At 68.4% G+C, this 19,094-nt stretch carries 18 protein-coding genes; 4 read left to right on the plus strand and 14 right to left on the minus strand.

The window, feature by feature from the left end; translation table 11 throughout:
• Positions 1 to 11: 11 nt before the first annotated feature.
• The 6 genes from ABGI63_RS20855 to ABGI63_RS20880 form a co-directional block, all read right to left on the minus strand.
• On the minus strand, positions 12 to 710 hold the full coding sequence (locus ABGI63_RS20855) for an RES family NAD+ phosphorylase (RefSeq protein WP_349744383.1): 699 nt from the start codon (positions 708 to 710) through the stop codon (positions 12 to 14).
• Positions 707 to 1,129, minus strand: a complete 423-nt coding sequence (locus ABGI63_RS20860) for an MbcA/ParS/Xre antitoxin family protein (RefSeq protein WP_349744385.1) — start codon at positions 1,127 to 1,129, stop codon at positions 707 to 709. Before ABGI63_RS20860 ends, ABGI63_RS20855 begins: the two co-directional genes overlap by 4 nt.
• Before the next feature lie 81 nt (positions 1,130 to 1,210).
• Complete coding sequence (locus ABGI63_RS20865; RefSeq protein WP_349744386.1) at positions 1,211 to 2,227, minus strand: TRAP transporter substrate-binding protein; 1,017 nt, start codon at positions 2,225 to 2,227, stop codon at positions 1,211 to 1,213.
• 40 nt (positions 2,228 to 2,267) lie between these two features.
• A complete protein-coding gene (locus tag ABGI63_RS20870; protein WP_349744387.1) occupies positions 2,268 to 3,560 on the minus strand; it encodes a TRAP transporter large permease in 1,293 nt (430 codons plus the stop codon).
• A gap of 5 nt (positions 3,561 to 3,565) precedes the next feature.
• Positions 3,566 to 4,081: a TRAP transporter small permease subunit gene (locus ABGI63_RS20875; RefSeq protein ID WP_171018069.1), complete on the minus strand. Its 516-nt coding sequence runs from the start codon at positions 4,079 to 4,081 to the stop codon at positions 3,566 to 3,568.
• A complete protein-coding gene (locus ABGI63_RS20880) occupies positions 4,078 to 4,578 on the minus strand; it encodes a gluconokinase (protein ID WP_349744389.1) in 501 nt (166 codons plus the stop codon). The genes ABGI63_RS20875 and ABGI63_RS20880 overlap by 4 nt, the downstream gene beginning before the upstream one ends.
• A gap of 169 nt (positions 4,579 to 4,747) precedes the next feature.
• Here ABGI63_RS20880 and gntR point away from each other — a divergent pair, with 169 nt between their 5' ends.
• Positions 4,748 to 5,788, plus strand: a complete 1,041-nt coding sequence (gntR, locus tag ABGI63_RS20885) for an HTH-type transcriptional regulator GntR (protein WP_349744390.1) — start codon at positions 4,748 to 4,750, stop codon at positions 5,786 to 5,788.
• Positions 5,789 to 5,794: 6 nt separating this feature from the next.
• Here gntR and ABGI63_RS20890 read toward each other — a convergent pair whose 3' ends face one another.
• From ABGI63_RS20890 to ABGI63_RS20920, 7 genes are all read right to left on the minus strand, one after another.
• Positions 5,795 to 8,995 (minus strand): efflux RND transporter permease subunit, encoded by a 3,201-nt coding sequence (locus ABGI63_RS20890; protein WP_349744392.1) that lies wholly within the window; start codon positions 8,993 to 8,995, stop codon positions 5,795 to 5,797.
• A gap of 26 nt (positions 8,996 to 9,021) precedes the next feature.
• Positions 9,022 to 10,179, minus strand: coding sequence for an efflux RND transporter periplasmic adaptor subunit (locus ABGI63_RS20895; protein ID WP_349744393.1), 1,158 nt, complete (start codon positions 10,177 to 10,179; stop codon positions 9,022 to 9,024).
• A 92-nt stretch (positions 10,180 to 10,271) separates the two neighbouring features.
• Entirely contained in the window at positions 10,272 to 11,480 is a 1,209-nt protein-coding gene (locus ABGI63_RS20900) for an MFS transporter (protein WP_349744394.1), read from the minus strand.
• Between the two features lie 2 nt (positions 11,481 to 11,482).
• A complete protein-coding gene (gene aroC, locus ABGI63_RS20905) occupies positions 11,483 to 12,580 on the minus strand; it encodes a chorismate synthase (RefSeq protein ID WP_349744395.1) in 1,098 nt (365 codons plus the stop codon).
• Between the two features lie 61 nt (positions 12,581 to 12,641).
• Positions 12,642 to 13,406 carry an alpha/beta fold hydrolase gene (locus tag ABGI63_RS20910; RefSeq protein ID WP_349744397.1) on the minus strand — a complete coding sequence of 255 codons (765 nt, stop codon included), beginning with the start codon at positions 13,404 to 13,406 and terminating at the stop codon, positions 12,642 to 12,644.
• Positions 13,407 to 13,419: 13 nt separating this feature from the next.
• Positions 13,420 to 14,721: a 3-deoxy-D-manno-octulosonic acid transferase gene (locus tag ABGI63_RS20915; protein WP_349744398.1), complete on the minus strand. Its 1,302-nt coding sequence runs from the start codon at positions 14,719 to 14,721 to the stop codon at positions 13,420 to 13,422.
• Positions 14,718 to 16,115 (minus strand): phosphomannomutase/phosphoglucomutase, encoded by a 1,398-nt coding sequence (locus tag ABGI63_RS20920; protein ID WP_349744400.1) that lies wholly within the window; start codon positions 16,113 to 16,115, stop codon positions 14,718 to 14,720. The genes ABGI63_RS20915 and ABGI63_RS20920 overlap by 4 nt, the downstream gene beginning before the upstream one ends.
• 192 nt (positions 16,116 to 16,307) lie before the next feature.
• On the opposite strand from ABGI63_RS20920, the gene ABGI63_RS20925 reads away from it, so the two are divergent.
• Genes ABGI63_RS20925 through ABGI63_RS20935 form a run of 3 tightly spaced genes read left to right on the plus strand, consistent with a single transcriptional unit; the run spans position 16,308 to position 18,565 of the window.
• Positions 16,308 to 17,444, plus strand: coding sequence for a sensor histidine kinase (locus ABGI63_RS20925; protein ID WP_349744402.1), 1,137 nt, complete (start codon positions 16,308 to 16,310; stop codon positions 17,442 to 17,444).
• Complete coding sequence (locus ABGI63_RS20930) at positions 17,441 to 18,205, plus strand: LytR/AlgR family response regulator transcription factor (RefSeq protein ID WP_349744404.1); 765 nt, start codon at positions 17,441 to 17,443, stop codon at positions 18,203 to 18,205. The genes ABGI63_RS20925 and ABGI63_RS20930 overlap by 4 nt, the downstream gene beginning before the upstream one ends.
• A 42-nt stretch (positions 18,206 to 18,247) precedes the next feature.
• Positions 18,248 to 18,565 carry a DMT family transporter gene (locus ABGI63_RS20935; protein WP_349744423.1) on the plus strand — a complete coding sequence of 106 codons (318 nt, stop codon included), beginning with the start codon at positions 18,248 to 18,250 and terminating at the stop codon, positions 18,563 to 18,565.
• A 79-nt stretch (positions 18,566 to 18,644) separates the two neighbouring features.
• Here ABGI63_RS20935 and ABGI63_RS20940 read toward each other — a convergent pair whose 3' ends face one another.
• Positions 18,645 to 19,061 carry a hypothetical protein gene (locus ABGI63_RS20940; RefSeq protein ID WP_349744406.1) on the minus strand — a complete coding sequence of 139 codons (417 nt, stop codon included), beginning with the start codon at positions 19,059 to 19,061 and terminating at the stop codon, positions 18,645 to 18,647.
• Between the last annotated feature and the right edge of the window lie 33 nt (positions 19,062 to 19,094).

Genomic DNA, 19,094 nt, shown 5'->3' on the forward strand with positions numbered 1-19,094 from the left:
CCAGAACTTGGCTAGAGCCGATGCAGATCCGACTTCAGATACCACTCGGCCATGCGCTCGCCATTCCAGCGCAGTGTCACATGTTCGGCCTGGCGGGCCGGTGGCAGGGTCGCGCGTGGAGTGAACAGCGCCACGCATTGGCCGCCGGCATGGCGCACGCTGTCGTAGGCGATGCCGGCCAGGCCTTGCTCGCGCTGGCGGCGTCCGAAGGCCTGCGACGCGACATAGCTGTCGGGGTCATGCAGCGCGGCGCTGTCGGCGCTGCGGCCGTCGCGCAGTTCGACCAGGGCCGCGCTGATGGTCACGCGGTAGCAGCGCAGATCCAGATCGATGGGCGGCTCCTGCGTGCGCAGCAGAAAGCGCGTGCGGTGGTGGCTGACTTCGGCCACCGCCGTCTCCAGCTGGGCGGCCGCGTAATAGACGCCGTAGCTGCCGTCGCTGAAGCGCGAGCCTTCGGGGTTCAGATGGGTGAAGGCCGCCATGATGGGACTGCAACCGGGGCCGCTGATGCGCTGCTCGGCGGGCACCAGGCTCAGCTCGCCGACCGCGTCACGCAGCCTGGGGTTGCCCAGCGCCTCGATCGCGAACACCACCTCCAGATCGGCCGGGTCGGCCACCGCATCGAACAGCAGCACCGGCGGAAAACGGCTGGGTATCAGGCGGCAGCTGTCGGGCCACAGCAGCTGGACCACACCTTGCCCGCCGCTCAAGACCAGCCACCGCGCTGGGCATCCAGATACTGGCGCACGACGAAGAGATCGGCCACCTGCCCGCCCAGCATGCGCTCCAGCGCCGAGCGGCCACCGAACAGCGCGGCGCTATTGGGTTTCTTGATCCAGGCATCGGCGCGCTCCGCCACCGGCAGCAGGATCTGCAGCGCGGCATAGATGCCGAAGAGATGGGACAGGCGCTCCAGGGTCGCGCCGTCCAGCCCGGTCTTGATGCGGCCGGCCTTCCAGTCGTAGAAACTGGTGCGGCCGCAGCCCAAGAGGCGCTGCTGCTCTTCATTGCTCAGGCCCCAGGCCTTGGCGATATTGAAGAAGCTGCGCAGCGCCGCCGCCGCAGCGGCCGGCGAATGCAGATCGGGCGCGGTGGGTGCCGCTTCGCGGCTTGGAAGACTGAGGGCCATGACACACCTTGTGCTGGATTGCCTGATCCTCAGTGTAAGTTCGATTGCGAACTAAAGTCAAACTTTAGTCCGAAACAGAACTTACTTGCCGCCGCGGATCTTGGCCAGCTCGGCCTGGGTCTCGTTCCACAACTCCATGCCCACCTGGGTGGCGATGCCGGCATTGACCTTGGTCAGCTTGTCGCGCATGCGGCCGCTTTCGGCCGGGCTCAGCTCGGTGACCTGCATGCCCTTGGCCTTCAGATCGGCCAGGGCCTTGGCGGCCTCGGCACGGGTGTCCTTGCGCTCGAAGTCGCGGCTGATCACGGCGGCCTTCTGCAGCACGGCGCGCTCATCCTTGGACAGGCCGTCCCAGTATTTCTTGCTGACCAGCACGATCCACGGCGCGTAGACATGGTTGGTCACCGTCAGGTACTTCTGCACCTCGTAGAACTTGGCCGACAAGATGGTGTTGTAGGGGTTCTCCTGGCCGTCGACCGCCTTGGTCTCCAGCGCGGTGAACAGCTCGGAGTACGGCAGCGGCACGGCATTGGCGCCCAGGGTCTTGAAGCTGTCCAGGTAGACGTTGTTCTGCATCACGCGCAGCTTGATGCCGTCCAGGTCTTCCAGCTTGGCGACCGGCTTCTTGTTATTGGTCAGGTTGCGGAAGCCGTTTTCCCAATAGACCAGACCGACCAGGCCCTTTTCTTCGAGCTTGGCCATCACCTTCTGGCCGATCGGGCCGTCCAGCAGCGCATCGGCTTCCTTGGTGTTGTTGATCAGGAAGGGCGTGTCCCACAGCGCCATTTCCTTGGTGATGCCCACCAGCGTGGCGGTCGAGCCGACCATCATTTCCTGCGCGCCGCCGATCAAGGCCTGCTGCATCTGCGTATCGGGCCCCAAGGCCGCGCCGCCGATGGCGCGCAGCTTCATCTTGCCGCCGGACAGCTTCTCGACGTTCTCGGCCAGCACCTTGGCGGCGCGGCCCTGGTTGCTGGCCTCGGCCAGGCCGTAGCCGAAACGGATCAGGCGCGGCTTGATGTCCTGGGCCTGGGCCAGCGGGGCGACGCAGGCCAGCGCAACGGCGGCCAGCAGGGTACGGCGAAGGGTGTTTTTCACGGAAGTCTCCTTATGGATGATCAATCAATCTATCTATCAATCAGCGCATCCACGCCACCGGCGCGATCACGATCTGGGGGAACAACACAAACAGGATCAGGATCAGGGTGTAGGTGATCAGGAAGGGGTTCACGCCCTTGATCACCTGGTGCATCGACAGCCGCCCGACGCCAGCCACCACATTGAGCACCGTGCCCACCGGCGGCGTGATCAGGCCGATCGCACCGTTGAGCACGAACATCAGGCCGAAATACACCGGGTCGATGCCGGCCTTGACTGCGATCGGCAGCATCACCGGCGCGAAGATCAGGATGGTGGGCGTCAGGTCCAGCGCGGTGCCGATGACCACCAGCGTGATCATCATCACCGCCATCAGCAGGCGCGGCGACTCGATCAGCCCGCCCAGCCAGCCGCTCAAGGTGCCCGGCAGATCGGCCAGGGTGATCATGTAGCTGGCCACCTGGGCACCCGCGCAAAGGAACATCACGATGGCCGTGGTCTTGGCGGCGCGCACCAGCACCTGGTGCAGCTCGCCCATGCTGAGCTCGCGGTGGATGAAGAAGGCGATCAACAGCGCATAGAAGGCCGCCACCACGGCGGCTTCGGTGGGTGTGAACACACCGGTCTTCATGCCGCCGATGATGATGACGGGCATCAGGATGGCCCAGAAGGCCTTGGCCGTCGCGCGCAGGCGCTCGACCATCGGCAGCGCGACGCCGCCGGGCAGGTCAATCTTGCGCAGCTGCAGCTTCCAGGCCACCAGCAGGCCCGCGCCCATGATCAGTCCCGGCACGATGCCCGACAGAAAGAGCTGGGAGATCGAGGTATTGGTCGTCACGCCATAGATCACGAAGGGCATGGACGGCGGGATGATGGGCGCGATGATGCCGCCCGAGGCGATCAGGCCGGCCGATGTGTGCATCGGGTAGCCGTGGGCCCGCATCATCGGCAGCAGGATGGTGGCCAGCGCCGCAGTGTCGGCCAGCGCCGAGCCGCTCATGCTGGCCATCAGCACCGAGGCGCCGATCGCGACAAAGCCCAGGCCGCCGCGGATATGGCCGACCCAGGCCTGCGCCATCGTGATGATGCGCCGGCTAATGCCGCCGGCATTCATCAGCTCGCCGGCCAGGATGAAGAAGGGCACGGCCAGCAGCGGGAAGCTGTCGATGCCGGCCACCAGGTTCTGCGCCAGCAGCTGGGTATCCCAGAAGTCCAGCGCCCAGGCCATGCCGGCACCGGTCAGCACCAGCGCAAAAGCCATCGGCATGCCGATGCCCATCAGCACCAGCATGCCGGCAGAGAAAACCACAAAGGCGAGTGCCTCGTTGCTCATGACACTCACTCCACGTCAGCACCATGGCCGAGATCCAGCGGGCTGCCACGCAGCAGCTGGACCAGGGCCATCAGACCAATGAAAACCGCGCTCAGCAGCCCGGGCAGCGGCAGCAGGGCCGTCGGATAGCCCATCACCACCGAGTGGCTGTCCATGCCGACCACCACCTGCTGCCAGGCCCCCCAGCCCAGCAGCACGCAAGCCAGCACGACGGCCGCACGTATCAGCGCCGCCATCAGCTTCAGCGCCAGCGGCCGCTTGCGCAGCGGCAGCAGCAGGCTGGTAAAGGCCATGTGCTCGCCGCGCGGATAGGCGGCCGTCGCGCCGATGAAGACCATCCAGACAAAGAGCAGGCGCGACAGCTCCTCGCTGGCGGCGATGCCGCTGCCGAAACCGTAGCGCAGCACGACGTTGACAAAAACCGCGATGGCCATCACGGCCAGGCAGGCGGCCATCAGGCCGTCGCTGAGGCGCTGCCACAGCGGCAGCGGCCGGGTTTCGGGGGTCGGCGACTCGCTCATGCGCCCTCTCCTTGCAGCCAGGCCAGGGCCTCGCTGAGTTGTTGTTCGGGTGTGGCGGCGGCCGCGACGCGCAGCACGCCGGCCTCGCCGAGCGGCGATTCCAGCGCGGCGAACTGGCTGTCCACCAGGCTGGCCGGGAACAGATGTTCGGCCGCGCGCGCCGCCACGCGCTGCAGCGACAGCTCGCGGCTGATGTCCAGGAACACGAAGCGCAGGCCCGGCACCGCCGCACGCAGGCGTTCGCGGTAGCTCAGCTTCAACGCCGAGCAGGCCAGCACCGCGCCGCCGCGCTGGACCGCCAGCTCGCGACCCAGCAGGTCCAGCCAGCCCTCGCGGTCGGCATCGGTCAGCGCGATGCCGGCGCGCATCTTGGCCACCGAGGCCGGCGAATGATGGGCATCGCCCTCGATATAGGCCCAGCCCCGGGCCGCAGCGATGGCCTGGCCCAGGCTGGACTTGCCGCAACCGGCCACCCCCATCACGACTGCTTTTGACATTGGATAGCGCTATCCCACTGCATCAAACAAAAGGTGGCAGCGTCGGCGCTGACCACCACGGATTGCTCCAACCGGCGCCGATTTCGGGTATGCACGAAGCCTGCGACCGTCTGGATAGCGCTATCCTACGCCCGAGTTCATCGCACCGTATCAGGGATAACACGCACCCATGTCAGGCACAACGCCCCCCAACAAGGCACGCCGGCGCCGCTCCAGCGGCCGCGCCACGCTGCAGGATGTGGCCCAGGCGGCCGGCGTCAGCCCCATCACCGTGTCGCGCGCGCTGCGTGGCGAACGCGCCGTCGCGCCGGAGCTGGTGGCCCGGGTGCAGGCGGCGGCGGCGCAGCTGGGCTATGTGCCCGACCCGGCCGCCCGTGCGCTGGCTTCCAGCCGCAGCTCCCAGGTCGCGGTGCTGATTCCGCTGCTCAGCAATGCCTTGTTCGTCGATCTGCTGGACGCCGCGCAGCGCGCCCTGCTCGCGGCCGGCTACCAGACCCTGATCGGCGTCACCCATTACGAGCCGAGCGAAGAGGAAGCCCTGCTGCGCAGCTATCTGCTGCATCGGCCGGCCGGCCTGATCGTGACCGGCTTCGACCGCACCGACGAGGCACGTCGCCTGATCGAGGGCAGCGGCGTGCCCTGCGTGCATGTGATGGAGACGGTGGCGGCGGCCGGCACCTACAGCGTCGGCTTCTCGCAGGCCGATGCCGGCCGGGCGATGACCGAGGCCTTGCTGGCGCGCGGACGGCGCCAGATCGCGTTTGCCGCCGCCCAGCTCGACCCGCGCACGCTGCAGCGCAGCGAGGGCTATCGGCGCGCGCTGCAGGCGGCCGGCCGCTACCGGCCGGCGCTGGAATTCCTGAACCCGGAGCGCTCCTCGCTGGCGCTGGGCGGCGCGCTGCTGGAGCAGGTCTTGCGCGAGGCCCCCGAGGTCGACGCGATCTTCTTCAACAACGACGATCTGGCCCAGGGTGCGCTGCTGGCCGCGCTGCGGCTGGGCATCGAGGTGCCCGGCCGGATCGCGATCGCCGGCTTCAACGACCTGACCGGCAGCGAGCAGATGCTGCCGCCGCTGTCCACCGTGCGCACCCCGCGCAGCGAGATCGGCGCCGAAGCGGCGGCCATGCTGATCAAGCTGATGCGTGGCGAGGCAGTGGCCGCGCCGCAGCTGGACCTGGGCTACCAGGTGCTGCTGCGCGGCAGCTGCTGACGCGCCCTACTCGGCCGGTACCACCTGCGCCGCAGGCTCGGCCACATCGGCTGGCTTGGGCTTGCGATCCCGCACCAGATACGAGTACAGCACCGGCACCACCACCAGGGTCAAGAGGGTCGAGGTGATGACGCCGCCGATGATGGCCCGGCCCATCGGTGCCTGGATCTCGCCGCCATCGTTCAGCGCGATCGCCATCGGCAGCATGCCGAACACCATCGCGGCGGTGGTCATGATGATGGGCCGCATCCGTATCAGGCCGGCCTGCAGCAAGGCCTCGGCCACCGTGGCCCCGGCCTTGCGCGCATGGTTGGCGAAGTCCACCAGCAGGATGGCGTTCTTGGTCACCAGGCCCATCAGCATCACCAGACCGATCATCGAGAACACGTTCAGCGTGGTCTTGGTCAGCAGCAGGGCCAGCATCACGCCGATCAGCGACAGCGGCAGCGAGGCCATGATGGCGATGGGCTGCACAAAGCTGCCGAACTGGCTGGCCAGCACGATGTAGATGAAGATCACCGCCAGCGCCATCGCGCCCATCAGGCCGCCGAAGGCCTCGGCCTGCTCCTTGCCGGCGCCATCGACCATGAAGCTGGTGCCCGGCGGCAGCTGGGTCTGCTTCAGCAGCTTCTGCACATCGGCATTGACATCGCCCGAGGGCCGGCCCTGCACGCCGGCGTAGACGGCCTCGCGGCGCTGCAGGTTCTGGCGCCGAATCACCTCGGGATTGAAGACCTGCTCGATATCGGCCACCTGATCCAGCGCGATCGGTGAGCCGTCGCGGGCAAAGGCCACCGGCAGCTTGGCCATCTGCTCGACCCGCTCGCGCTGCTCGCGCGGCAGACGCAGCAGCACCTCGACCTGGTTGCCGTCCGGCGTGCTCCAGTGGGTCGCGACATCGCCGTTGACATAGGCGCGCAGCGAGGCCGCGACCTGGGGCGCGGTCAGGCCCAGCTCGCGGATCGCCGAGTCCTTCAAGCGCACCGCGAACGCCGGCAGGCCGGGCTTGACCGTGGTCTCGACATCGACCGCGCCGGGCACCTTCTTGATCGCCTCGACCAGGTCCTTGGCCGCCTGGGTCAGCACCTCAGGATCATTGCCGAGGATGGTGATCCAGACCGGGCGCTCGAAACCGACGCTGACCTCGATGCCGGGGATCTTGGCGATGTCGGCGCGGATCGCATCCTCGATCTCCTTTTGCGTGCGCTGACGGTCCTTGCGGTCCTTCAGCGTGATGTTCAGCACCGCCTGGTTGCGGCCGGTGGCCATGCCCTCGCCGGTGCTGCCGACCACGGTGGAGACCGTCTTGATGTCTGCATAGCCCATCAGGATCTCCTCGACCTGCTGCACCTTGGCCGAGCCGCGCTCCAGGCTGGTCGCGACCGGCATGCGCAGATTGATCGCGGTGAAGCCCTCGTCGGTCTGCGGAATGAACTCGCTGCCGACCAGCGGTGTCAGGCCCAGCGCCAGCACAAAGCTCAAGACCCCACCGCCCATCACCAGGCCGCGCGGCGTGATCGTCGCCATGCGCAGACGGCGCGGCTGGCCGCGGTCGCGCCGGCCCTCGGCATCGAAGGGCAGGGCAAACACCGGCAGCCAGGCGCGGTAGCGCCGCGCCGAGAAGGCCCAGCGGATCAGGCGCTCATAGGCGTCGTGCAGCCAGTCCATGCCACGGTCGGTGCCGTTGATCAGTTGGCGCAGCACGGGCAGCTGCTTCAGCCGGTTGCTGGGCGGGTCGGGCCAGATGCTGGACAGCATCGGATCGAGCGTGAAGCTGACGAACAGCGACACCAGCACGGCCACGACGACGGTGATGCCGAAGGGGTAGAAGAACTTGCCGATGATGCCGCCCATGAAGGCCACCGGCACGAACACCGCGCAGATCGCAAAAGTGGTCGCCATCACGGCCAGGCCGATCTCATTGGTGCCGTCCTCGGCCGCGCGGTGGTGGTCCTTGCCCATGCCGACATGGCGCACGATGTTCTCGCGCACCACGATGGCGTCATCGATCAGCAGGCCGATGCACAGGCTCAGCGCCATCATCGTCATGAAGTTCAGCGTGAAGCCGAAGGCATGGACCGCGATGAAGCTGGAGATCACCGCGATCGGCAGGGTCAGGCCGGTGATGATGGTCGAGCGCCAGCTGTGCAGGAACAGGAAGACGATGGCCACGGTCAAGAGCGCGCCCTCGATCAGCGTGTGCTGCAAGCCCTTCAGCGAGCCTTTGACGAAGTCGCTGCTCGCATAGATCAGGCTCAGCTCCACATCCTTGGGCAGGGTCTTGCGCAGTTCCTCGGCCGCCTCCTTCACCGCATCGCCGGTCTTGACGATATTGGCATCCTGCTGCTTGAAGACATTGAAGCTGACCGCCGGCACGCCGTTGATGCGGGCCACGCTGTCGGGCTCACGCTCGCGCTCGACCAGGGTGCCGAGATCGGCCAGGGTCAGCACCAGCGAGCCGCGGCGCGCCACGACGATCTGTGCGAACTGTTTCGGGTCCTTGACCCGGCCCTCGACGCGCAGGATGGCGTCCGACCGGCCGTCCGACAGCAGGCCCACCGGCTGGTCGGTATTGGCCTCGGCCAGGGCCTTGGCGATCTCGGCCGGCGTCACGCCATAGGCGCGCAGGCGCAGCGGGTCCAGATCGATGCGCACCTCGCGCGACACCAGGCCGCCGACATCGACCTTGGCCACGCCCTCGACCCGGCCCAGGCGCTTGGCCACGGTCAGCTCGCCCAGCATCGACAGCTCGCGCGCCGGCCGGGTCTTGCTCATCAGCGCCAGCACCACCACCGGCTCGGCGTTCTCGCCCTGGAAGCGCGAGACCGCCGGCGGTTTCACATCCTCGGGAAACACCGCCTGGGCCAGCGCGACGCGGTCACGCAGGTCCTGCATGGCCCGGCTCATATCGGTGTCGAGCGTGAACTCGGCACTGAGCTGGGCCCGGCCCTCGAAGCTGCGCGACTGGATGCGCTTGACGCCGGCGATGGTGTTGATCGTCTCCTCCAGCGGCTTGGCGACCTCGCGCTCCACCGCCTCGGGGCTGGCGCCCGGATAGCGCACATCGATCCAGGCGCCCGGCAGGCTGATGTCGGGCGTCTGCTCGACGCCCAGCTTGGCATAGGAAAACAGGCCCAGCACACACAGGGCCACCATCACCATGGTCGCGAAGACCGGGTTCTGGATCGAGATTCGGGTCATCCACATGGCCGACTCCTCTTTCTTTTTATGTTTTATTGAGCGGCTGCGCCGCTGGCGGCGCTGGCGACCTTGTTGGCCTTGCTCGCGACGATGCTGGCCTTGGCACCCTCACGCAGATTGTCGAAGCGCGCCGCCAGCACCTGGGCCTCGGGCGCCAGGCCTTGCAGGATCTCGATCCGGCCTTCGCGCGCGTCCTTGCGGCCGGTCGTCACGATGCGCCGCACCAGCGCCCCCTGCTCGATCATCCAGACCTGCTCCTGGCCGGAGTTGCTGCTGATCGCGCCCTGCGGCACGGTCAGGCGCCGGGTCTCGTCGGGCAGCTCGACCCGCGCCACCGCATACTGGCCGGCGCGGAACAGCTCCTTGGGATTGGCCAGCTCCAGCGTCACGACGATGGAGCGGGTGCCGGGCTCGGCGGCCGGCGCGATGCGGGCGATCTGGGCCTCGACGGTCTCGTCCACACCCTCGACCCGCACCTGCACCGTCATGCCGGGCTTGAGCCGGCTGACCTCGTGCGTGCCGACCAGACCGGCCAGTTCCAACTTGCTCAGATCGACGATGGACAGGATCTGCTGCTCTTCGGCGAGCTTTTCGCCCGGCAGCGCATGGCGCTTGGACACCAGGCCGTTGATCGGCGCGATCAACGCCGCCTGGCGAAGCAGCACCTGGCTGGTGTCGAGCTGGGCCTTGGCGGCCAAGGTCTGGGCGCGCGCGGCCTCCAGTGCGGCGCGCGAGGTTTCCAGCGCGGTCGGTGCGATGAAGTTCTGCGCCGCCAGGCCCTCGTTGGCCTGGTGCTGGCGCTCGGCCTGGGCCTGCTGGGCGCGCGCCGATTCCACCGTGGCGCTGCGCTCGGCCACGCGCAGCCTTTGTTCTTCCAGGTCCACCTGACCCAGCGCCTGGCCGGCGCGGACCCGGCTGCCCTCACCCACCGACAGGCTCAGCAAGGTGCCGCTGGCCTTGCTGCGCACGATCACCGTGCCCGGCGCCACCAACGGACCCGAAAACTCGATCAAGCCGGGCATCGCCGCCAGGCTGGGCTTGACCACCTCGGAGGGCACGAACTCCAGCGCCACCTGGGCCTTCTTGTCCTCGCCCTTCTTGTCATCCCCCTTGGACGCCCAGACCGCCACGCCCGCGCCGCCAGCCAGCACCACGGCCGCCAATCCCCCATAAAGCCATTGCTTGCGCATGGTCTACCCCACTTCTGTCTCTAGCCGAAAGTGGCCGCAGTGTAGGGAGATGATTCTGAACTTAAAGAGGCGCTGCGACGAACTGCAGATTGCTAGGCACGACTTGCGTTGGACACAGACAGGTCCAGTTGCTCGTGCCGGTGGCTGAGCCAGCAGCACCAGCCCCCCCCCAGCGCCGCGACGCTGGCGGCCCAGAACACCGCCGCATAGCCCCAGCGGGCCGCCAGCCAGGCCCCGCCCAGGCCGCCGATCACGCCCGAGAAGCCATAGCCCAGCACCGAATACAGGGCCTGGCCACGGCCGCGCAGTCGGCCCGGAAAGTAGCGCGTGATCAGGCTGATGCAGACCGTGTGCTGGGCCGCGAAGGTGATCGCATGCAGGCATTGCGCCAGCACCAGCACCCACAGGCTGGCGCCGAAGCCGGCCGTCAGCGCAAAGCGCAGCGCGCTCAGCAGCGCCGCCGCGAGCAGCCAGCGATGCGGCGCCGCGCGGTCCAGCAGCCGGCCCTGGAAGCCGAACCAGGCGATCTCGGCCAGCACCGAGGCCGCCCACAGCAGCCCCACCCATTGCTTGCCATAGCCCAGCGCGTCCAGATAGAGGCTGAAGAAGGCGTAGAGCGCGGCGTGGGCCAGCACGGTCAGGAACACGCCGGCAAAGAACCAGCGCACCGCCGGGCGGCGCAGCACCGCGCCGATCGGCTCGCCGGCCTCCTGCGCATGCACGGCCGCCGGCTGCTGCGGCAGCCGCCAGGCCGCCAGCACGATCAGGCCCAGCAACACCAGCGTGGTGGCCGCGAAGGCGCGCAGGCCGACCTGCTGATACCACCAGCCCGCCAGCACCACGCTGGCCAGAAAGCCCACCGAGCCCCAGACCCGCACCCGGCCGTAGCGGCGCACATCCATCGCCCCGTCGGCACGCATCAGCTGGGCCGCGACCACGGTCTCGGTCAGCGGCACGATGGCGGCGTTGAAGCTGAACATCAGGAAGACCGAGGCCGCCAGCAGCGCGAAATGCGGCGGCAGCACAAAGCCGATCGCGGCCACGAAGCTGGCCAGCGCGGCCCAGCGGATGATGGCCACGCGCTGGCCGGTGCGGTCGGCCAGCGCGCCCCACAAATAGGGTGCGAACAGCCGCGTCCAGCTCTGCAGCGAGACCAGCAGGCCGATCGCGAACACCGACAGCCCCAGCTCCTTGTACCAGAGCGGCGCATAGGGATTGAAGCCGCCGATGGCCGCGAAATAGGCGCAGGACAGCGCCGCGCTGGCCGCCAGGGTGCGGCGCGAGGCCGCTGCCTCGGCCATGCTCAGCGGCTGGCGGGGATGGGCGGGATCGGCAGCGTCACATCGCCGCACTGGGCGCGGTGGCGCAGCGCATGGTCCATCAGCACCAGGGCCAGCATGGCCTCGGCGATCGGCGTCGCGCGTATGCCCACGCAGGGGTCGTGGCGGCCGAAGGTCTCGACCTGGGTCGGGTTGCCGGCCCGGTCGATCGAGGCCTTGGGCGTGCGGATCGAGCTGGTCGGCTTGATCGCGATCGAGGCCCAGATGTCCTGGCCGGTCGAGATGCCGCCCACCATGCCGCCGCTGTGATTGCTGGCAAAGCCGGCCGGGCTCAGCTCGTCGCCATGGTGGCTGCCGCGCTGGCCCACCACCGCGAAGCCGTCGCCGATCTCGACGCCGCGCACCGCATTGATGCCCATCAGCGCATAGGCGATCTCGGCATCGAGCTTGTCGAACAGCGGCTCACCCAGGCCCACCGGCACGCCGGTGGCCTCGACCCGGATGCGCGCGCCGACCGAATCGCCGTCGCGGCGCAGCGCGTCCATATAGGCCTCGAGCTCGGCAATCTTGCTGCTATTGGCCGCGAAGAAGGGGTTGTTGCCCACATGCTCCCAGCCCTCGAACGGGATCTCCAGCTCGCCCAGCTGGGTCATGCAGCCACGGAATTCGCAACCGAACTTCTCCTTCAGCCATTTGCGCGCCACCGCGCCGGCACCGACCATCGGAGCGGTCAGCCGCGCCGAGGCCCGGCCGCCGCCGCGCGGGTCGCGCAGCCCGTACTTGCGCCAGTAGCTGTAGTCGGCATGGCCGGGGCGGAAGGTGTCGAGGATATTGCCGTAGTCCTTGCTGCGCTGATCGGTGTTGCGGATCAGCAGGCAGATCGGTGTGCCGGTGGTCAGGCCCTCATAGACGCCGGACAGGATCTCGACCGCATCGGGTTCGTTGCGCTGGGTCACATGGCGGCTGGTGCCGGGGCGGCGGCGGTCCAGCTCGGGCTGGATATCGGCCTCGCTCAAGGGCATCCCCGGCGGGCAGCCATCGATCACGCAGCCGATCGCAGGCCCATGGCTTTCGCCGAAATTGGTGACGCGGAACAACTCGCCGAAGGTGCTGCCTGACATGGATTGCGTGCCTAGATCTCGATGCGGGAGGCGCCGATTCTACGGGCGCGCTTGCGCGCCTTCACCCCTGCCCTTGAGCGAGTACCTGCCGCAATGCCTCGATCACCAAGGCCGGCTCCGACATCTGCGGGAAATGCCCGCTGCGCTCGGCCAGCAGCTGGACGCCTTGCGGTGACAGCGCCAGCAGGCCTTGCTGGTGGCGCCGGCGCAGCGCCAGCGCGGCGGCCGACGTCATCCAGCCGGGCAGGGTCTTGGCGCCGGTGATCACCCGCAGCGGCACGGCAGGGAACGGCGGCGCGGCGGCGATCTGGGCGACGGTCTGCTGCTCCTGGCTGACCTCCTCATTCGGGTCCGGGCGCGAGAACAGATTCAGCAGCCGGTTGACGGCCCGCTGGGCCGCCGTCTGATGCTCGCGCATCGAACCGACATCGGCCGGCGCCGTGGCTTCCAGCAGCACGACGCCCATCACCTCCTCGGGGTGCAGACGTGCAAACAGATTCGCATGCAGGCCGCCAAAGGAATGGCCCAGCAGCAGATAGGGGCCGGGCAAGGCCAGCGCGCCAAGCAGGCCGCGCAGCAGGGCCACGGCGGCCGTGCCGGTCTGCGGCGTGGTCGGCTTGGCGCTGCCGCCGACGCCGGGGCGGTCATAGGCCAGCACCCGGCTGCCCAGCTGAGCGATCTGCGGATAGAGCTTGTACCAGGCCTCCAGCGGGCCGCCCGAACCGTTGATCAACACGATGACCGGCGCCGTGCCCTCGCCGGCCAGCGTGTAGCACAGGCGCTGGCCGGCGATCGTCAGCTCTTGCTTGCTCGGGAGGTGTTTCATCGATAGGTTTTGCTCAACGGGCTCGCATCACCGCGAGCACCTCGGCCGCCATCCGGGCCGCCGCGCCGCCGTGCTGGGCGGCAAAAGCCTGGGCCTGTGCGCTGGCCTCGGCACGGCGCGCCGGCAGCAGGGCCAGATGCAGGGCCTGCACCAGGGCCTGCGGCATATCGACCACCCGACGCGCCGCGCCGGCCGCCTCGGCCAGCTCGGCCGCCTCGGCGAAATTGAAGGTGCTGGGGCCCATCACCAGCGGGCAGCCGCAGGCGGCCGCCTCGATCAGGTTCTGGCCGCCCAGCGGCGCGAAACTGCCGCCCAGCAGGGCCACATCGGCCAGGCCGTAGTACAGCGCCATCTCGCGCATGCTGTCGCCGAGCCAGGCATCGGCCTGCCAGGCCTCGGTCGGGGGCAGGTCTTGCCAGGCGCTGCGGCGCGCCAGGCTCAGGCCCTGCCCGGTGATCAGCGCAGCCACCTCGTCAAAGCGCTGCGGATGGCGCGGCACGATGAGCAGCAGGGGCCGGTCGGCGCCGCGCACCGCGCGCCAGGCCTGCAGCAGCAAGGCCTCCTCGCCCTCGCGGCTGACGGCCAGCAGCAGCACCGGCCGCGCCAGCTGCGTCCGCCAGGCCCGGCCACGCGCCAGCAGGGCGGCATCGGGCTGCAGGTCGAACTTCAGATTGCCGCAGACCTCGATACGCGGCGCACCGCTGGCGCGCAGACGCTGCGCATCGGCCTCGGTCTGGGCCAGCACCAGGGCCAGGCGCCGCGCCGCCGGGTGCAGCAGCCAGGCCAGGCGCCGGCCCTGGCGCTCGCTCTTGGCCGACAGTCGGGCATTGGCCAGCACCATGGGCAGCCCGGCGCGAGTAGCCTCGTGCAGCAGCACCGGCCAGATCTCGGTCTCCATCAGCACGCCCGCCGCAGGCCGCCAGTGGCGCAGAAAGCGCCGCACCGCGCCCGGTGTGTCATAGGGCAACCAGGTCTGGGCATCGCCGGCCTGCAACAGCTTGGCGCCGGCCGCCAGACCGGTGGCGGTGCTGTGGGTCAGCAGCAGGCGCAGGCCCGGGCGTTGCGCGCGCAAGGCCGCCAGCAGCGCCGCAGCGGCCAGCGTCTCGCCCAGCGACACCGCATGGATCCACAAACGCCCGGCCTCCCCGCGCCGCTCGTAGCAAAAACCCAGCCGCTCGCCCATGCGCTGCCGGTAGGCCGGCTCGGCGCCGCCACGCCGCCACAGGCGCAGCAGGTAGAGCGGCGTCAGCAGGCGCAACAGCACCGCATAGACCCAGCGCGCCAGGGTCTCGAGCGGACGTTCCCGAGCGATCAATGGCCGGCCGCGAACACCGCGTCGGGCTTGATGCGCTTGAGCTGGGCCAGCACATCGTGCTGGATGCGCTCCAGCGCCTCGGGCGTGTGGCCCTCGAAGCGCAGCACCAGCACCGGCGTGGTATTGGACGGGCGGATCAGGCCGAAGCCGTCCTCGTACTCGACGCGCAGGCCGTCGATCGTCACCAGCTCCTTGGCGCCGGGGAAGTCGGCCAGCGTGGCCAGGGCCTTGAGCTTGGTGACCACCTCGTGGTGCTCACCCTCGGCGCAGGGCACATTGATCTCGGGCGTGTTGAAGCTATTGGGCAGGGCCTTCAGCACCGCGCTCGGATCGGCCGAGCGCGACAGGATTTCCAGCAGGCGGCCGGCGGTGTACATCGCATCGTCGAAGCCGTACCAGCGCTCGGCGAAGAAGATATGGCCGCTGAGCTCGCCGGCCAGCGGCGCGCCGGTTTCCTTCAGCTTGGCCTTGGCCAGCGAGTGGCCGGTCATCCACATCAGCGGGCGGCCACCATGCTCGCGGATCCAGGGTGCCAGGCGCTGCGTGCACTTGACGTCGAAGATGATCTCGGCGCCGGGCTTGCGTGTCAGGATGTCGGCCGCGAACAGCATGATCTGGCGGTCCGGCATGATCATCTCGCCGTCCTTGGTGACCACGCCCAGGCGGTCGCCGTCGCCGTCGAAGGCAAGGCCCAGCTCGGCGTCGCAGGCATGGACGATGCGCTTCAGGTCTTCCAGATTCTCGGGGCGCGAGGGATCGGGATGGTGGTTGGGGAAGTCGCCATCGACCTTGGAGTAGATGTCGATCACCTCGCAGCCCAGCGCGCGCAGGATGGCCGGGGCGCTGGCGCCGGGGATGCCGTTGCCGCTGTCGACGACGATCTTCATCGGGCGCTTGAGCTTGCAGTCCTTGGCGATGCGGTGGGCGTATTCGGCGACGATGTCCATCTGGGCCGCGCGGCCCTTGCCGCTGGCGTAATCCTCAGCCTCGATGCGACGCTTCAGGCCCTGGATCTGCTCGCCATAAACGGCGGCGCCGGCCAGCACCATCTTGAAGCCGTTGTAGTCCTTGGGGTTGTGGCTACCGGTGACCATGATGCCGGACTTGCAGCCCTGCTTGGCGCGGGTCGCGGCCACGTAGTACAGCATCGGGGTCGTGACCGCGCCGAGGTCCACCACGTCCAGGCCGGTCGATTGCAGGCCGCGGATCAGCGCCGCCACCAGGCCGGGGCCGGAGAGGCGGCCGTCGCGCCCCACCGCCACCGCCTTCTCGCCAACGGCCTTGGCCTCGGTGCCGAAGGCACGGCCCAGGTGCTCGGCCAGCTCTTCGTTCAAGGTCTGACCGACCACGCCACGGATGTCGTAGGCCTTGAAGATGGAGGCGTGTACTTGCATGAGTTCCCTTTGTTGCGTTGCTTGTGATCGTCTTGCCCTGTACGGGCCCGGGCGGATTGTAGGCAAGCCCCGTGCCAGTTCTTGGCGGCGGCCCTGACAAACAAGGGACGCCGGCCGTCGATTCGTCGCCGCCGCTGTCCAGTCGTCGCCCGAGGGCTGCTGCGGCCGCGCCGCGCTTTCTACACTGGCGACATGACATTCCAACAAGAACTCGCGACCGCCTGGCGCCGGCAATGGCGCTTGAGCAAGCAGCGCGACGAGGCGCTGTGGGCCCGGCTGCTGATCACCGCCCTGCTGGCGCTTGGCTTTGCCCTGGCGGTCACCGGGCTGGCGCTGCTGCTCAATGCCCGGGTGCTGCAGTCCGGCGCCTGGGTCCATGTGCTGCAGGAGAACCTGATCATCTCCGGCTGCGTCAGCTTCACCATCATGGCCGGCTACCGGCTGCTGGAGCTCGCGCTCAGCGAGGCCTGGCTGGCCCGCATCAACAGCGACCGTGGCGGGCTGTCGGTGCTGGTGCATGCCGGCCTGGTCATCGTCTGCATGCTACTCGGTGGTGCGCTGGGCCTGACCCTGCTGGGCTGGCTGCTGCAGCTCGACAGCTGGGCCTTCATCGCGCGCCGGCCGCAGACGGTGCTGGAGTTCCTCGTCATCGGCCTGGTGCTCTCGCTGATCTCCAGCCTGTGCTGGCAATGGCGGCTGCGCGCCCAGGCCCGCCAGCTGCGCGCCACCGAAGCCCAGCTGAAGCTGCTGCAGGCGCAGATCGAGCCACATTTCCTGTTCAACACCCTGGCCACCGTGCACAGCCTGATGGAGCAGGACGCGCCGCGCGCCAAGCGCATGCTGGAATCCTTCACCGACTATCTGCGCGCCAGCCTGGGCCAGCTGCGCAGCGCCGATGCGACGCTGGCCACCGAGCTGGCGATGGCCGACAGCTATCTGCAGCTGATGCAGGCCCGCATGGACGAGCGGCTGCGCTTTGTCATCAGCGCCGAGCCGGCCGCCCGCGAGGCCTTGCTGCCGCCGCTGCTGCTGCAGCCGCTGATCGAGAACGCCATCCACCACGGGCTGGAGCCCAAGCTGGACGGCGGTCAGGTCACGGTCAGCGCGACACTCGCCGAGGGCCGCTTGCGCATCGAGATCGCCGATGATGGCCTCGGCCTGAACGCCGCTCCCCGCGCCCGGCGCGGCGGGCACGGCCTGGCGCTGGAGAATATCCACGCCCGTCTGCAGGCCCGCCATGGCGACGCCGCCGCCTTGCAGCTGCAGGCCGCCGCCGGCGGCGGCACCCTGGCCATCCTGACCCTGCCCTTCATCACCCAGACCCCATGAACCCAGTCCGCGCCCTGATTGCCGATGACGAACCCCATCTGGCCCAGTACCTGAAGACCCAGCTGACCCAGCTCTGGCCCGAGCTGGACATCGTCGCGGTGGTGAAGAACGGCGTCGAGGCCGCCGCCCAGATCGCCGCGCTGGCGCCCGACATCGCCTTTCTGGACATCCAGATGCCCGGCCTCAGCGGCCTGGAGGTAGCCCAGGGCATCGAGGGGGCGACCCGCGTGGTCTTCGTCACCGCCTATGACGAGTACGCGGTCGAGGCCTTCGAGCAGGCCGCGCTCGACTATGTCTGCAAGCCGGTCAAGACCGAGCGCCTGGCCAAGACGGTCGAGCGCGTCAAGGCCGCGCTGCGGGCCGCGCCGGCCGAGCCCGACGGCGCGCTGGCCGCGACGCTGCAGCGCCTGCTGCAAGAACAGCAACCGGCCCCGCCGCGCCTGCGCTATGTGCGGGCCAGCCAGGGCGAGCTGATGCACCAGATCGATCTGGCCGAGGTGCTGTTCTTCCATGCCGACGAGAAGTACACCGTCGTGCAGACCCAGGCCGCCGAGTACCTGATACGCACCGCCATCGTCGAGCTGATGCCCCAGCTCGACCCCGAGCAGTTCTGCCAGATCCACCGCTCCACCGTGGTCAATCTGGCCCATCTGGCCGGCACCCGCCGCGACGAGGCCAGCCGGCTGTTTGTGCGCATCAAAAACCACGCCCGTGAGCTGCCGGTCAGCCGCGCCTATGTCCATCTGTTCAAGGCCATGTGATCCATGTCTAGCCTGCAAACCCTGTTGAAGAACCCCGTCACCCTGGCCTGGGCGGCGCTGCTGCTGGCCGGCCTGCTGGAGATTGTCTGGGCCAGCGCGATGAAGGCCTCCGAAGGCTTCACCCGCACGGGCATGGCGGCCCTGTGCTTCGCCGCCGCCTCGGCCAGCTTCGCGCTGCTGGGCCTGGCGATGAAACAGCTGCCGCTGGGCACCGCCTACGCCGTCTGGACCGGCATCGGCGCCGTTGGCGCCGCACTCCTGGGCATCCTGGTGTTCAAGGAGCCGGCGACACCGGCCCGTATCGCCTGCATTGCGATGATTCTGGGCGGGATCGTGGGCTTGAAGGTGTTGAGTCGCTGAGACGCGCAGAGTGGCGGGGGCTTGGTGAGCGGGACGGGTCTCAATCCAGGCAGTTGGCCGCCTCGAATGCCGGCATGGCTCACAGCCTGGAAACCACGGCCTGCTCCCAGATGTGGGGGCTGCGATGAATGTACTGAAAGAGGGCTACAACGAATGGCACGCCGGTCAGCGTTAGCCCTAGAAGCAGCATCAGGACTTCTCCGCTGCCTGTTTTGAACAGCATAAAGAGCAAGATTCCGCTTGCGCCTACTTGTCCGCAGCCGGCAATGGCAAGCAGGACCCGCCACAACCACCGAGGATTCAATCGCCTTTGGCGCACATAGCCAAACAATGGCCACAGTGCCAATACACCAATGATCTGGCCGACGGCATTCTGGACTGAGCCCTTGCCGCCGATCGCTGCCACGAACGCAGCACCAGAACTGATGGCGACCATTGCAGCAGACACGACAAAGTAGATCAGCCAGAAGCGTGGGTATCGCAACGCATAGTTCATTCGTATCTCCGCAATCCATAGGCCTGTTTTAGC

It is taken from the genome of Roseateles cavernae, from assembly GCF_040187885.1.
Taxonomy (GTDB): domain Bacteria; phylum Pseudomonadota; class Gammaproteobacteria; order Burkholderiales; family Burkholderiaceae_C; genus Roseateles_E; species Roseateles_E cavernae.

Coding starts and splice junctions, on each gene's coding strand:
- aroC (WP_349744395.1), bottom strand. CDS start 12,580: ATGTCAGGCAGCACCTTCGGCGAGTTGTTCCGCGTCACCAATTTCGGC.
- ABGI63_RS20920 (WP_349744400.1), bottom strand. CDS start 16,115: ATGCAAGTACACGCCTCCATCTTCAAGGCCTACGACATCCGTGGCGTG.
- ABGI63_RS20875 (WP_171018069.1), bottom strand. CDS start 4,081: ATGAGCGAGTCGCCGACCCCCGAAACCCGGCCGCTGCCGCTGTGGCAG.
- ABGI63_RS20860 (WP_349744385.1), bottom strand. CDS start 1,129: ATGGCCCTCAGTCTTCCAAGCCGCGAAGCGGCACCCACCGCGCCCGAT.
- gntR (WP_349744390.1), top strand. CDS start 4,748: ATGTCAGGCACAACGCCCCCCAACAAGGCACGCCGGCGCCGCTCCAGC.
- ABGI63_RS20940 (WP_349744406.1), bottom strand. CDS start 19,061: ATGAACTATGCGTTGCGATACCCACGCTTCTGGCTGATCTACTTTGTC.
- ABGI63_RS20925 (WP_349744402.1), top strand. CDS start 16,308: ATGACATTCCAACAAGAACTCGCGACCGCCTGGCGCCGGCAATGGCGC.
- ABGI63_RS20870 (WP_349744387.1), bottom strand. CDS start 3,560: ATGAGCAACGAGGCACTCGCCTTTGTGGTTTTCTCTGCCGGCATGCTG.
- ABGI63_RS20895 (WP_349744393.1), bottom strand. CDS start 10,179: ATGCGCAAGCAATGGCTTTATGGGGGATTGGCGGCCGTGGTGCTGGCT.
- ABGI63_RS20890 (WP_349744392.1), bottom strand. CDS start 8,995: ATGTGGATGACCCGAATCTCGATCCAGAACCCGGTCTTCGCGACCATG.
- ABGI63_RS20910 (WP_349744397.1), bottom strand. CDS start 13,406: ATGAAACACCTCCCGAGCAAGCAAGAGCTGACGATCGCCGGCCAGCGC.
- ABGI63_RS20900 (WP_349744394.1), bottom strand. CDS start 11,480: ATGGCCGAGGCAGCGGCCTCGCGCCGCACCCTGGCGGCCAGCGCGGCG.
- ABGI63_RS20880 (WP_349744389.1), bottom strand. CDS start 4,578: ATGTCAAAAGCAGTCGTGATGGGGGTGGCCGGTTGCGGCAAGTCCAGC.
- ABGI63_RS20930 (WP_349744404.1), top strand. CDS start 17,441: ATGAACCCAGTCCGCGCCCTGATTGCCGATGACGAACCCCATCTGGCC.